At 57.1% G+C, this 13,239-nt stretch carries 9 protein-coding genes, 1 tRNA gene and 1 other RNA gene; 7 read left to right on the plus strand and 4 right to left on the minus strand.

Going from position 1 to position 13,239, the window contains the following annotated elements:
- Nucleotides 1–35 precede the first annotated feature (35 nt).
- Complete coding sequence (locus HMPREF2625_RS01155) at nt 36–2,924, minus strand: DNA polymerase III subunit gamma and tau (protein WP_070520732.1); 2,889 nt, start codon at nt 2,922–2,924, stop codon at nt 36–38.
- 624 nt (nt 2,925–3,548) lie between these two features.
- Nucleotides 3,549–3,643, minus strand: an RNA gene (ffs, locus tag HMPREF2625_RS01160) — signal recognition particle sRNA small type.
- A 150-nt stretch (nt 3,644–3,793) separates the two neighbouring features.
- Between ffs and HMPREF2625_RS01165 the strand changes: the two genes are divergently transcribed.
- Both HMPREF2625_RS01165 and HMPREF2625_RS01170 read left to right on the plus strand, forming a co-directional pair.
- Nucleotides 3,794–3,878 (plus strand) — tRNA-Ser (locus tag HMPREF2625_RS01165).
- Nucleotides 3,879–4,014: 136 nt separating this feature from the next.
- Nucleotides 4,015–4,323, plus strand: coding sequence for a type II toxin-antitoxin system VapB family antitoxin (locus HMPREF2625_RS01170; protein ID WP_004006550.1), 309 nt, complete (start codon nt 4,015–4,017; stop codon nt 4,321–4,323).
- 120 nt (nt 4,324–4,443) lie between these two features.
- Here HMPREF2625_RS01170 and HMPREF2625_RS01175 read toward each other — a convergent pair whose 3' ends face one another.
- Both HMPREF2625_RS01175 and HMPREF2625_RS01180 read right to left on the minus strand, forming a co-directional pair.
- On the minus strand, nt 4,444–5,130 hold the full coding sequence (locus tag HMPREF2625_RS01175; RefSeq protein ID WP_070520735.1) for a TetR/AcrR family transcriptional regulator: 687 nt from the start codon (nt 5,128–5,130) through the stop codon (nt 4,444–4,446).
- A gap of 141 nt (nt 5,131–5,271) precedes the next feature.
- Entirely contained in the window at nt 5,272–6,165 is an 894-nt protein-coding gene (locus HMPREF2625_RS01180; protein WP_070520738.1) for an alpha/beta hydrolase, read from the minus strand.
- Between the two features lie 199 nt (nt 6,166–6,364).
- On the opposite strand from HMPREF2625_RS01180, the gene HMPREF2625_RS01185 reads away from it, so the two are divergent.
- The 5 genes from HMPREF2625_RS01185 to HMPREF2625_RS01205 all read left to right on the plus strand — a co-directional run bounded on the left by HMPREF2625_RS01185 (nt 6,365) and on the right by HMPREF2625_RS01205 (nt 13,091).
- Complete coding sequence (locus HMPREF2625_RS01185) at nt 6,365–7,090, plus strand: queuosine precursor transporter (RefSeq protein ID WP_070520741.1); 726 nt, start codon at nt 6,365–6,367, stop codon at nt 7,088–7,090.
- 366 nt (nt 7,091–7,456) lie between these two features.
- Nucleotides 7,457–8,911: an amino acid permease gene (locus HMPREF2625_RS01190; RefSeq protein ID WP_070520745.1), complete on the plus strand. Its 1,455-nt coding sequence runs from the start codon at nt 7,457–7,459 to the stop codon at nt 8,909–8,911.
- A 188-nt stretch (nt 8,912–9,099) separates the two neighbouring features.
- Complete coding sequence (locus HMPREF2625_RS01195) at nt 9,100–10,644, plus strand: amino acid permease (protein WP_070520748.1); 1,545 nt, start codon at nt 9,100–9,102, stop codon at nt 10,642–10,644.
- A gap of 496 nt (nt 10,645–11,140) precedes the next feature.
- Nucleotides 11,141–11,641 (plus strand): acyl-CoA thioesterase, encoded by a 501-nt coding sequence (locus HMPREF2625_RS01200; protein WP_070520751.1) that lies wholly within the window; start codon nt 11,141–11,143, stop codon nt 11,639–11,641.
- A 256-nt stretch (nt 11,642–11,897) separates the two neighbouring features.
- Nucleotides 11,898–13,091: an MFS transporter gene (locus HMPREF2625_RS01205; protein WP_070520754.1), complete on the plus strand. Its 1,194-nt coding sequence runs from the start codon at nt 11,898–11,900 to the stop codon at nt 13,089–13,091.
- Nucleotides 13,092–13,239: the final 148 nt, after the last annotated feature.

Genomic DNA, 13,239 nt, shown 5'->3' on the forward strand with positions numbered 1-13,239 from the left:
CTCGTCTGTGTGTGCTGTGAGCGCGTTGTGCCGCGCTAAATCTGATGGAGCGGACGTTCGTCGATCACCTTGCCGCCAATAATCTTTTCGATGGCGCGCAAACCGATATGAACGCTATTCTCAATTCTTTCATCGTCATCAGAAACGACATCTTCTTCATCGCTCTGCTCCTGCTGCGCGCGTTGTCCGCGTGCCGGGGCAGTCTCCTGCTCGGATTCGGCGGGCGGCTCTTCGGGTTTTGCGTCCGCTGAATCCGGCCGCTGAGCCAGGGGTGGTAAAGGTGAGACCGGGGCGGATGCGGCAGCCTCCCGAGCCGGCTTATTCTCCGCAGCCAGCGGTGCGGATGCGCTCGGCACCGGAATATTGCTGAACTCGGCATTCTCGGCGGTATCTACAGACTCAAGGGAAACTGAGGGGGAAGAGCCCTCACCCTGCGTCTGACCCGGATCCGGCGCGGAATCGTCCACCGGTTCATTGCGGCTACCGGCATCCTGGGGATCTGTATTACCGTTATCCCCGCCCTGTTCGTGCGGACTCGGAGAATCCTGCTGCGGAATCCAGCTGCCCGAGGCCGCGAAGGAATCGCGCTCGCCAAAACCGCCCTCGGGAACCCGTGTATTCCCGCTATCTTCGGGTATTTCAGGGGGTACAGGCTCGGTTTCGGGAGGCAAGTTCGCTTGCGCCTCCGATGATGTGCTGGGGCGAGACGGGGAATCTTGAGGCGCTGTATCTTGCGGGGAAGAACTGGGCTGTGATGCTGCGGCGGGCTGGCCCTCAGCCGCATCGTTTGGGCGCATCTCGACGGGGGAATCCTCGGAATCTTGCGGGATAGGCGCGACCTCCCAGGCCGTAATGGGCGCATCCACGTTGGTTGTACCCTGTGATGCCGCCTCTTGCCCGGACGGGACGGGCTGCCCGTGACGGTTCCACGCATCCACGCCGCCACGCGGACCGTCAGCGATCGGAGCGGGATCAGAAGATTTCTGGTCCGCGGCGGGTGCTTGGGCAGGGCGTGCATCTGGCTGGGCTTGGGGACGCGCAACCTCGGCACGCACACGCACCTGCTCACGCAGAAAATCGCTCACGCGCGCGCTCAACTCCGGCACAAAAGAAGCGACCGCCTTGAGTGTAGGCATATCTGCCCGCACATACAGTTCGCCGCTGATCAGACGCACGGGCTCAACCTGCAACAGTTTTTCGGATGCGCCCGGCGCACTCACCCGAGCAATCACGGCACGCCAGTTGGCACGCACCGAGGCAAGCGGGTCTTCTGCATCCGCGACGGTAACGCGCTTGACGGGAGGTTCCTGCGCGACCGATGGTTCTGAGGGAGCCGAACGGGACGGTTTGGGCTCCGAAGGCGCACCTTCGGAAGATCCTGTACTCCCTGCGGCAGGGGCCAATGGCGCGGAGTTCTGAGGCGCGGAACCCTGAGACTGTTGATTCTGGGGCGTCCCTTTTTGCTCGCCTTCAGTTTCAGACTTAGGCACCTGTTGATTCGTGTTCTGCCCTAAAACGGGGCCGCGATGTTGCGCCGATGCGTTCATAGCCTCGGCACCAGCCACCTTCTTTGTTGATGCTCCGACGCTTGTAGCTAATGGGGGAGCGGCGTGCTGCGCGGGAGCTTGACGTTCGGTGGAACCGCTAGCGCTGGGCGATACGTTATTCTGCGCGGCGGAAGGCGTACTCTGACTCACTGCGGGATTTCCCGAGCGTCCCCCGCGTTGAGGCGCACCCGCACTACCGGCGGCAAGACGACGTTCGAGCGCATCCAGCCGAGAGGTCAAGGCGGTGAGATCGCCGCCAGCACCGCCCGGGCTGCCCGCAGGAACTAGCAGCCGCGCACATAGCAGTTCAAGCTGCAGCTGCGGGTTGGTGGCACCGGTCATAGAGTTAAGCACTTCGTTTACGGTGCTCGCCGCGCCGGTCAGCTGGGCCGTGGCGAAGGCTTGCGCCTGCGCTTTGAGGCGTTCTATCTGGTCGGCGGGAACGCCTTGCAGAATCTGCGCGGCATTCTGCGGTACTGCCTGCACCACAATCAAATCGCGCAGGCGTTCGAGCAGGTCTTCGACGAAACGGCGGGGGTCTTGCCCGGTCGCCACCACCCGCGAGACCGCCTCGAAGAGGGAGGGCGCATCCTGGGCGGAAAACGCATCAATCACGTTGTCGAGAAGTTGGGCGTGCGTATACCCGAGCAGGGCGACCGCGCGGTCGTAGCTAATGCCGGATTCGGTGTTGGCACCGGCGATAAGCTGGTCAAGAATGGAGAGCGAGTCGCGCACGGAGCCGCCGCCAGCACGGATGACGAGTTGAAGCACACCGGATTCGACGGGTACGTTCTCTTCGCTGCAGAGCTTTTCGAGGTAGGGCAGAAGAACTTCGGGCGGTACCAGCCGGAACGGGTAGTGGTGGGTACGCGAGCGGATGGTTCCGAGAACCTTATTTGGCTCTGTGGTGGCGAAGATGAATTTGATGTGCTCGGGCGGTTCTTCCACGATTTTGAGCAGGGCGTTGAACCCTTCGCGAGTGACCATGTGCGCTTCGTCAATGATGAAGATTTTGTAGCGGTCGCGCACGGGCGCGAGGGTTGCACGTTCACGCAGGTCACGGGCGTGGTCTACGCCGCCGTGGGATGCCGCATCCATTTCGATGACGTCGAGGGAGCCGCCGCCGTCGCGGGAGAGTTCGCGGCAGGAATCGCATACGCCGCAGGGGGTGGGGGTTGGTCCTTGGGCACAGTTGAGGCAGCGTGCCAGGATTCGTGCGGAGGTGGTTTTGCCGCATCCGCGCGGGCCTGAGAAGAGGTAGGCGTGATTGACGCGGTTGTTGGTGAGTGCGGTAATGAGCGGTTCGGTGACGTGTTCTTGCCCGATGACTTCGGCGAAGGTCTCGGGGCGGTAACGGCGGTAGAGTGCTGTGCTCACGGGTGACCTTCTGGTTGACGACGCGGGGTTCTACACTATTTTAGTTCACGGATGCGCGCTTGGGGCTTGGTTTCGTCATCGGCGTGGGATGGTTTATGCCTAAATTCTCGCCTGTGAGAAATGGTGGGTAGGTTACCTCAGATAAGTTTCTTGTAGGCATAAAGCGGGAGCGTTTTCTTCATTCGGGAGCACTTTAATCGCTCCCGAATGAAGAAAACGCTCCCGAAGTCTAGAAGAACCTAGAATCCACCTTCGGACACTGAATCGGAAAACATCATTTTGCCAAAAAACACTAGCATCCTAGAGACACTTGCCCCTCCGCCCCAAGGGAAACGAGATATTGGGTTCATCGGAGAAGGTTGATGATGCGAGTGCCTAGGGATGTCAGCAAGCGAGGAACGAGCGTAGCTGACAGGGGCCCTGTAAAGCGAGCGCATCAAACTGATGCGATGAACTTTGCAACGATATGCGAAGTTTAACGTAAAAACCTCTTACGCAACCGCTGAAGCCTCAGATTCCGAGTGCGCGAGGAAATAAATCTGAGGTTGAAGCCGCGAAGCGTGAGCGGAGCGGGCGCGTGAGCACGCTATGACGGTGTGTTTCTGTTGCGAATGTTTTTGGATATAAAAAACCTCTTACGCACCCGTCATAGCTCGAATACCCTTGCTACCTTCCGGTCCTGGGGGAGTTTTCCAAGATAACGCCACGTAAGAGGCACGTACCAGTCTACCTGATTTTGTGGTGGTTGTGAACTTGGTGCCGGGGCCTTGGGGCGCCTAGTGGCATTGGGCACTTTCGTTGGGGCAGAATTGCCTTAGTGTTGGGTTCCCTGTATAGTTTTATCCGTTCGCCCTTTTGGGTGTTTTGTTGGAGGATTCGCCTAGCGGCCTATGGCGCACGCCTGGAACGCGTGTTGGGCTCACGCCCTCGGGGGTTCAAATCCCCCATCCTCCGCTCTTTCCCCGGCTTCGAGTTTTCGAGGTCGGGGATTTTTGTTTTTGGTGTGTTAACCGGGTTTTATTGTGGCGTTGTGCCGTGTGTTGTGGGCGTGACTTTTCGGCCTGGGGGAGCGGCATTTTAGAATGTAGATATGATTTTCAAGAAGGTTGGTTCTTCGCGCCCGTATCCTGAGCATCATTTGTCGCATGCTGATTGGGGTAATGTGCCTCCGCAGCAGGTGCGTCTTGATGCGCTGATTACGACGCAGAAGACGCTTGACCTTGAGACGCTGCTTGCGGAGGATTCCACGTTTTATGGGGATTTGTTTCCGCATGTGGTGAAGTGGCGTGATGATTTGTACCTGGAGGATGGGGTGCATCGGGCGTTGCGTAATGCTTTGCATCGGCGTGCGGTGATGTATGCGCGGGTGCTTGATTTGGATCAGGTTCCGGGTTTTTAGCCGGATGCGTACTCGCTCCCCGCAGCCAACTTGTGGAGATGAAGAAAGCCCCTGACGTAGCGGTCGGGGGCTTTCGCGTTTAATGCTGGTTCGTTTTCTGCCGAACGGGGACGAGCGTCTTTAGGATGCGACGGTCAGGTCGGTCGTTTTCTCGCTTTTATGTGCTTGAGTTTCTTCGATTTTGAGGGGGTTTCCGTCCGCATCAAACCGGGCGCCCAGCCCCATCTGAATGAACCTGATGGTGCTTTGAATCTGGCGTTCGCGGGTTTGTGCGTCGGGGGCGTCTTCGGCGCGTCCGGCGCTTGAGGAGAGCGAACCGTGTACGAGCATCGCGAGTTCGCGAATGTCGTTTTCGGGGATGTATTTTTCGGTGATGGCATCGGAGAGGATGTTTGCCAAAACCATTTGCAGTTCGCTCACGTGTTTGCCGAGGCGAGCGTATGATTCGGGTGAGAGCATGGAGCGCATGGCGGGTCCGGGGGGAAGGTGCCTGCGGGCGAGGTCTTCGATCTGCAGGCGAATATAGACGGCGAGCTGATCGATGGGGTTGGTGACTCCGGCGATTCCTTCATCAAGTTCGTGCAGGAACCGTTCGGTTTCGTCAAGGGCGTAGGCAACCAGGAGTTCGCCCATGTCAGCGAAGTAATTGTAGACTGCTGTGCGCCCAATACCGGCGTTTTTGGCGACGTCGGTCATGGTGAGTCCGGGGAGTCCTCGGGAGTAGAGGAGCTTCCCGAAAGATTCGAGGATGGCACGTTTGGTGTTTTCGCGCTGAGCGGCGTTCGTTGCGGCAGAAATACGAGGCATAGTGACACTTTACCGCAGAACGTCAATAAATTGCGACTGCGGCACAAAAAATTACCGAAAAACTTGAGATATTTCTTAACGAGCGCATCGCGCCCTGACTAGGAGTAAAAATATTGTGCCCGAAAATTTAGGAGCCCCGGCTCAGAGATAGCCCAGTCGTGTGGCGGCGCGCAAATCGTCCCGAATCAAAGAGGTCAGCGGATACCCACGATGCCCCTGCTTTGGCAGAATACGCAGCATGGTGCGTGCCTGCCGTCCCCGGTAAAAGTCTTCGCCCTCATGGGCTGCACGCTGCGCTGACCAGATCTGGCCCGCAGAAGCCGGTGCTTTGCCGTCGCGGTCTCCCACATGCCAGCTGAGCAGCATCCCGTTTAGGGAGCGGCTGGGCCCGCGGAAACGCTGCGGAATGCCGTCGGAACCGCCTCCGCCGATCATGGAAGCACCCCCGCCCAGCAGCCAGTCGTTGGAATGCGACAACAGTTCGTAGGTAATAAATTCCGCTCCGCCCGAATACCCGGCAAGCCAGATGCGCGTGCGATCGTATCCGTAGCGTTCGGCGAGGTCGGCGGTAAGGGCACGAAAAACACGGCCGTTCCTGCGGGCACGCACCCACCAGGTGGTTGTGGGGTCATTGAAAACGGGTGCTTCAAGGGTTCCTGGTGCCAGCACGGGCACGCACAGCATACGGTGTTCGCGGGCAATATCGGCGAGGTCGCGGCGCAAACTGGAGGTGCGGCTGAGCAGCCTGCTGTTGGAACGAAGCAGGTAATCGCCGTCGAAGAAGAAAAGAATTCCGGGCGGCTCGGTCTGGGCAGCCTCAAGATGGTGCACGTTATCGACCCGATAGTGCAGGGTTCGTCCGTAGGCACGATAGGGGAGGTACCCGATGAGTTCGCTGGAGGAAACGAGCAGGGGTTCCAGAACTGAACCGGCGCGGCGGGCACCGCGCATCGCCGCCGAAATGCTTCGGGGCAAACGCGGGATGTGCGCGGTCGTGCGGCGCACGGATGAGCGAGCAGGTTCTTGGTGACCCATATTTATAGTTTAAGAGGCGGCAGCCTGCACCGTAAAAAGGCTCGTGATGCGAATAAATTGGCGAAACTACGCTTTATCACCTCAAGAGCCTTTTTAGGTTCTCACTCAAACGGAGTTACTGGGTAAGATAGTGAGTGCTCGGGTGGCAGGCGAGCATAATCTCAAAACAACATTCACATCAAACCTTTTAGGGAGAACTATGTCTACACCCGCTAAGGCACCGCAGGATATTACTACCCCGCCGTGGGCGAAGCGCCGCAGCTATTTTGACCTGCTGCTGGGCGCATCCTGCGTGATTCTGATTATTTCGAATATTGCGGCTACGAAAGGTATCGAATTCGGGCCGCTCCCATTTGAGCTTCCGCCGTTCACGAACGGGAACTTTATTCCCAGTGACGGTGGTTTCTTCCTGTACCCGCTGGCCTATGTACTCGGCGATGTGCTCTCTGAGGTGTACGGGTTTAAGCGCGCTCGCCGGGCTATTATCGCCTCGTTTGTGTCGGCGGCGTTCGCTGCCGGATGCTTCCTGCTGACCGTTGCCCTGCCGCCCGCCAGCTACTATGAGAATCAAGAGGCGTTCGCCATTATTCTCGGTCCCGTATGGCAGATTTTTGCTGGGTCGCTGCTGGGGTATTTAACGGGTCAGCTTCTGAACGCTTGGGTGATGGTCGCCATGAAGAAGGCCACCTCCGGGCGGTTTATGTGGGCGCGTATGATCGCTTCAACCCTCGTAGGCGAGTTGGCGGATACCATTATTTTCTGTGCGATTGCTTCGCCTATTCTGGGGATTACTAGCTTGGATCAATTCATCAGCTACACCTTGGTCGGGTATGTGTATAAGTGTCTGGTTGAGATTGTGCTCATGCCTATCAGTTACCCGGTAATTGGCTGGTTCAAACGGCACGAGATCGAGTACGACGGTTAGGCTGATGCCGCACACCGCCGTGAAAAATTGATGATATGGCGAGAAGCGGGCAGGTCGTCCGCTTCTCGCCATTAATATTTGTGGCGCTGTATGCTTGTGCGGTGGGCGGCGCATCTTATGCACAAATTTGCATTACGTCGTGGAACACCCAAAAATAACCAAACTCTGAGAATCATAGGGAAAATCTGTTTCGCCACGCACAAACCCATGCAAAAAGTTGCACAGATGATGCTCGACGCGGGATAGTTATTCGATACGCCTTTGCCACATTTGCTGCAGACCGGGTACCGAGCCGCGCTCGGTTTCGACGCGACATACGAGGGCAGGCGCCCAACCGATGAACGAAAAAATGGAAAGCACCACCTGATGAGTAAAGCACAGGACGCCTCAGCACCTAAGACGGCACCGGCAGAAAACGGCGAACTGAAACGTTCCCTCTCGCACGGTCAAATGACTATGATCGCGATGGGTCTCGCCCTGGGAACCGGTCTCTTTCTAGGCTCTGGTTCCGCCATTAAAATTGCGGGACCCGGTGCTATCATCGCCTACGCTGTTGGCTCCATGATCGCCGCTATTATCGCGGCGTGCGCGGGCGAAATGGCGGTTCGCCACCCCGTTCCCGGCGGGTTCGGCACCATCGCAACCAGATACCTCAGCCCCTACGCCGGGTATATCGGCCGTTGGGCGTATTGGGCAACCACTGTGCCGCTGACCGGCGCCGAACTCGTGGCGGTCGGCAAATATTTCTCGTACTGGTTCCCCGCAATTCCGCTGTGGGTGACGGTGGCAGCCTCCGGCATCCTGATTCTCATCCTGAACCTGGTGAGCGTTAAATCCTTCGGAGCCCTCGAATTTTTCCTCTCTTCCATTAAAGTAATTGCGGTTATCGTCTTTATTGTGCTGGGGTTGCTTCTTGTGTTCGTTGGCCTGCCCGGGCACGCTGCGGCGGGTACCGCAAACCTCGTGAACGACGGTGGGCTGCTTCCCAACGGAATCGGCGCCGTCTGGGTTTCGATGGCAATTGTGATGTTCTCTTTCGGTGGTGTTGAGATGCTGTCCATCTCTGCCGCAGAGGCGCAGAACCCGGCCCGTTCGGTACGCACTAGCGTCAAGGCCATGATCTGGCGGCTCTCCAGCTTCTACGTGCTCTCAATGCTGATTATTCTGTGCCTGATGCCCTGGCAGCAGGCGGCGCAGACCGGCAAAGACCTCAGCCAATCGCCCTTCGTGATGGTGTTCTCTGAACTGGGCATTCCTTATGCGGCAGATATTACCAACTTCGTGATTCTGATCGCCGCGCTTTCGGGGGCGAACGCCTCGCTGTATGCGGCAACCCGCCTGCTCCACGCGCTTGCGGGCGATAAAATGGCACCCACGTTTGCGGGCACCACGAACCATAACGGTGTGCCCGTCACCGCGCTTCTGCTCTCTTTCCTGGGTGTGGTGATCGCATCTGTCATGGCGGTGGCAGAAATCAGTAATATTTTCGAGCTGCTGATGGCCCTAGTCACCCTATGCGTTCTGGTTGTGTGGATTATGATTCTGCTGACCTACCAGGCATACAAGAAGCACCAGGGGAACTCCTCAGGATTCACCGTCTGGGGTGGGCGCATTACGGCGGGCGTGGGGCTTGCCGGGGTGCTTGCCACACTGGTCGCTCTTTTCATGCTTCCCGATTCGAGCGCCGTAGTATCCGTGCAGGTGGGCGTGGTATTCTTCGCCATTATCTCCGTTTTCTACGTGGTGTTGGCGAAAAAACGCGGCGGTTTCCCGCGTGCCGATCTTGATGCGCTTGCCGAACAACAGAAGGAAGACGCATAACCGCCCATCACCTTCCTCTCGCGAGCAGATAATATTTCGACGAGCAGATAGCGGATTGTTATCTGCTCGTCGAAATATTATCTGCTCGCGGTTAATGCGGGCGATGTACTACCCTAGAAACACACTCATTCTTTGATATTTTCACAACATCACAGTCCAGGCACTCAGAACCCGAAGAAGGCTTAAACATGACCGACGGCCATACCCCTCAACCTGCTAAGGGGCATAGAAGCGGCGCTGCGCATCCGGACGAGGCAGCACCACGCAATAAATCCGCCCGCGCCGAACTCAAGCGTTCCCTCTCGCACGGACAGATGACCATGATCGTTATGGGCTCGGCGCTTGGCACCGGCCTATTCCTGGGGTCCGGGCGGGCAATCGCTATGGCCGGACCAGCCGTTATTCTCGCGTATGCTATCGGCTCGGCGCTCGCCTCCGTCATAGGCGCGGCCACTGGCGAGATGGCGGTGCGTTATCCGGTGCGAGGCGGTTTCGGCGCCATCGCCACCAGGTACCTTGGTCCCTATGCCGGGTTTCTCACACGCTTAGCCTATTGGACCGCAACCGTGGTCATCACCGGCGTGGAACTGGTCTCCGTGGCCACCTACCTGAATTACTGGTGGCCGCAGCTGCCTCTGTGGGCGGGCATCGCGGTATTCGGTGCCGCAATTATTATTCTGAATATCACGAGCGTGAAATCTTTTGGCGCGCTCGAATTTTTCCTCTCGTCCATCAAAGTTATATCGGTGATCGCCTTTATTCTGGTGGGTCTGTGTCTGGTATTCTTCGGACTGCCCTCACATGCGGCGGTCGGCACCGCTAATCTTGTCAATGATGGCGGGTTTATGCCCCACGGGTTCGGCGCGGTCTGGCTTTCGCTGGCGGTCGTGATGTTTTCCTTCGGCGGTATTGAGATGATCTCTATCTCCGCTGCGGAAGCCAAGGATCCTGCCCGATCGGTGCGTTCCAGTGCGAAGGCTATGATGATTCGTTTGGCAACGTTCTATGTGCTGGCGCTGTTTATTGTGGTGTCGATTATTCCGTGGCGTTCGGCGGGCGAGCTGGGCGAGAAGGTTGAAACCTCCCCGTTCGTTCTGGTTTTCGATCAGTTGGGCATTACGGGCGCGGCTCATTTCGTGAACTTTGTGGTGCTTATTGCGGCGCTGTCCTCGGCCAACGCTAACCTGTATGCCGGTGCCCGCCTGATGCACTCGCTGGCGACCGACCGTATGGCGCCTCGCGCATTGGCTGCGGTGAATGCCTCCGGGGTGCCTTCGCGTGCCGTATGGGTTTCCACCAGCGGTGTTGTTATCGCTATTCTGCTGGCGCTGTTCAGCCCGCAAGAAGCATTCCTCTCCATGATCTTCCTGATTATGGTGTGTGCGCTCACCGTGTGGGTGCTGATTCTGCTCGCGTACATTGTGTACCGGCGGGTTGAGGGTCAAAGCTCGGCATTCCGCCTGTGGGGCGGGCGCGTTACAGCGGGCGTGGGCATCATGGTGCTTTTCGCCGTGTGGGTTGCCCTGTTTATGGTGCGCGGTTCGCTCATTCCCGCGATTGTGGGTGTGGGGTACTTCCTGGTTCTGACGATTGTGTACTTTGCGCGTGTGAAACACACACTCACGGTTGATGAGGATGCGTTTGCCGAGGCACAGCAGGCTTCCGCTGAGCATGCCACGGCCTTAGAGGAGGAAGAGGAGGCATTGAAAACCGCCTCCAAATTCGGCCGCTAGAGCGCTTTGCTGATGCAGCGCATGCTGGGTTTCGTCGCTGAAGCGCGAGGTGATGGGTGCTCTGCCGCAGCCATCACCATAATAATTTGCAGGGGGAAACCTCAAGTAATGATGATTTTATCTATCATGTAGTACTTGAAGGTTTTGTGGGTATTCTCGAAAGGCTGCGAAATTCACAAAAAGTTTTTCTGTAACAAACCCGCAATAATGCATCATAGGCTTACAAGAGGGTCTATAGTTATTGGTGAACCGTATGATCTTGTATGCGTTCAAATGTCTGTGTGTTGGGTGTTCCCCGGAGGCGGTGATGCTTCCGGGGAACATCATATTTAAGACCGTTTAAGACATCTTGGTGGTATTAGATAGCGTTCTAGCGAGATTTTCTTGCCGCATACTGCATGAAGTCAGGATGACTGTATGTTAGTGAAGATATGACCATAAAACTTTACCCATATACGTATTTATGCATAAAAATGCACAGGGTAGAGTTAAAAGCATGAACGCACATCAATCCACCGCGAACCCAGCAACTTCGATAACCGGCGAATCCGGTCTGACCGTGCAGGTACCGCCGCGCTGGGGCGATATGGATGCCTACGGGCACGTCAATAACGTTGCAATACTGAGCCTTCTCGAAGAGGCACGCATTGCCGTCTTCGGACCGCCACCGTCTTCAGGGCAGAAACCGCAGAATTTGCCCGCACCGCCCATCCCGCTTTTTGAAACCATGCCCGATGGAGTGCAGGCCCTTATCGCCGAACACGGGGTGCGTTATCTGGGGCAGCTTCCCTATACGGGCGAGCCATTAGAGGTAAACGTGCGTATCGAAAAGGTGAGCGCCGCCTCGGTGCGAGTGGGCTATAGTATCTATTCCCCGGTGGATCATGCTGAGTGCGTGCGTGCCTTCACTGTGTTGGCTTTTTGGGATGCACCTGCCGCCCGCCTCGCGCGCCTCACCCCCGAGCAGCGGGAGCTTTTGACACAGTGTATGCCGTAGCACTTTGACCGCGAGCAGATAGTATTTTGACGAAAAAATAACATAGCATTATCTGCTCGCGGTATGTGCGGTTGGGGGAGCGAAGTCCGGCAGCCCGGTCTCCCTATTGCATACAATGTGATGCAGAAAACATCCCGGCGGTTTATCCGCAAGGGTGCAAGGCAAAATACCACGTGAGGAGGTGCGTATCATGCAGCAGATGATATTCGGCGGCGCAGAGGCATAGGCCACTATCCCTCTGAACCGAAACGAAAGCATGAAAAAACTAACTCAATACTTCAAAACTCCCCTTCTTCTCATCACCCTGATCGATGGATTCGCGGACGCATCCTTCGGATTGATCCTCATAGTTTATATCTCGCGCATTGCCGAGCCCTGGTGGCTCACCGTCATGGCCGTCGGCGGGTTCTTCACCGGCATACTCTTCGGTCCTTTCACGGGCTGGGTTGCCGATCGTTTTTCGGGGCGAACCTGCTGGTCTGGCTCCCTGGCCGTCTCCGCGCTCTGCGTGGCAGTCATTGCGTTTTTCCCGAATCCGGTCACCATTATTGTCATGAGCGTGCTCAACGGAGCCGCCGGAAATATCACCAACGCCGCCGAATTCAAACTACTGCCGAAGGCGCCGGGTATGACCCCGTCGAGCGCATCCGCCTCTGTTGTGGGAATCGGTTCATTCTGCTCGATCGTAGCCCCGCCTGTGGGTGCCTTCTTCGCCACCTGGAACATGACCGCCACTATAGTAGGCTCTTCGGTGCTCCTGCTGGTCGCGGCAGTCATCGCCTGGTTTAATGTGCCGGCACGGCGCGGTCACGAACTTTCCGATGCGATTAAGCGCGATAGTTTTAAAGATATTTTCCTAGGATTCTCGGCTATTTCTAGCGCTCGCGCCCTCGTGATTTTCTTACCTGTGATGGCGGTCGTAGTTGCTTCCACCACGATGGAAGGCATCGCCGGGGTGTTCTACCTGCAATCCATCACGAACAACGCATTCGAATATTCGCTCGTATTGGCAATGTGGGCTGTCGGGGCGCTCATCGCCAGCGTTTTCTACGGGCGCGGATGGTACAAGCCGCAGCTGGTGAATGCGATTTTGTGGGGCGGATTCTTTATCGGTGTCGCGATTCTGCTGGAAGGGCTGGTGGCGAATCCTTGGATTGTGGGAGCTGGGTTTCTGGTAGGCGGGTTCTTCAACTCGATCCACAATATGGGTATTCGTGACATGGTGTATATGCAGGTGCCCGAGCATCGTCAGGGGCAGTGCTGGGCTCTTATCGGCTCGCTGTTTAGTTCGATGGTGCTTGTGGGTGACCTACTCGGTACGCCGGGAATACTGGGGGATGCGCGCACTATTGTCATGATCGGCGGCGCGACGGCAACCGGTGCGGCGGTGGTGAATCTGCTGCTGTATGCGCTGGCGCGTAACCGCACGGGGCGCACCCATCGCGCTTAGATGCGGCTAGAAGAGGAGCTGGTAGGCAGAGAGCGTTTAGGGTGAGGGTAAGCATAAGGAGTAGTTAAGGTCACAGTGCAGAGTCTGAGGCAATTCGACCAGATATATGTGACCTATGATACTTTACATATGTCTAGTTTCTCACTGA

Origin of the sequence: Rothia sp. HMSC064D08, from assembly GCF_001809525.1 — a bacterium.
GTDB lineage: Bacteria > Actinomycetota > Actinomycetes > Actinomycetales > Micrococcaceae > Rothia > Rothia dentocariosa.

Bases quoted from the DNA above. Each gene is read 5' to 3' on its own strand.
- HMPREF2625_RS01170 (WP_004006550.1), top strand. From the start codon at position 4,015: ATGATTTTCAAGAAGGTTGGTTCTTCGCGCCCGTATCCTGAGCATCAT.
- HMPREF2625_RS01175 (WP_070520735.1), bottom strand. From the start codon at position 5,130: ATGCCTCGTATTTCTGCCGCAACGAACGCCGCTCAGCGCGAAAACACC.
- HMPREF2625_RS01180 (WP_070520738.1), bottom strand. From the start codon at position 6,165: ATGGGTCACCAAGAACCTGCTCGCTCATCCGTGCGCCGCACGACCGCG.
- HMPREF2625_RS01185 (WP_070520741.1), top strand. From the start codon at position 6,365: ATGTCTACACCCGCTAAGGCACCGCAGGATATTACTACCCCGCCGTGG.
- HMPREF2625_RS01190 (WP_070520745.1), top strand. From the start codon at position 7,457: ATGAGTAAAGCACAGGACGCCTCAGCACCTAAGACGGCACCGGCAGAA.
- HMPREF2625_RS01195 (WP_070520748.1), top strand. From the start codon at position 9,100: ATGACCGACGGCCATACCCCTCAACCTGCTAAGGGGCATAGAAGCGGC.
- HMPREF2625_RS01200 (WP_070520751.1), top strand. From the start codon at position 11,141: ATGAACGCACATCAATCCACCGCGAACCCAGCAACTTCGATAACCGGC.
- HMPREF2625_RS01205 (WP_070520754.1), top strand. From the start codon at position 11,898: ATGAAAAAACTAACTCAATACTTCAAAACTCCCCTTCTTCTCATCACC.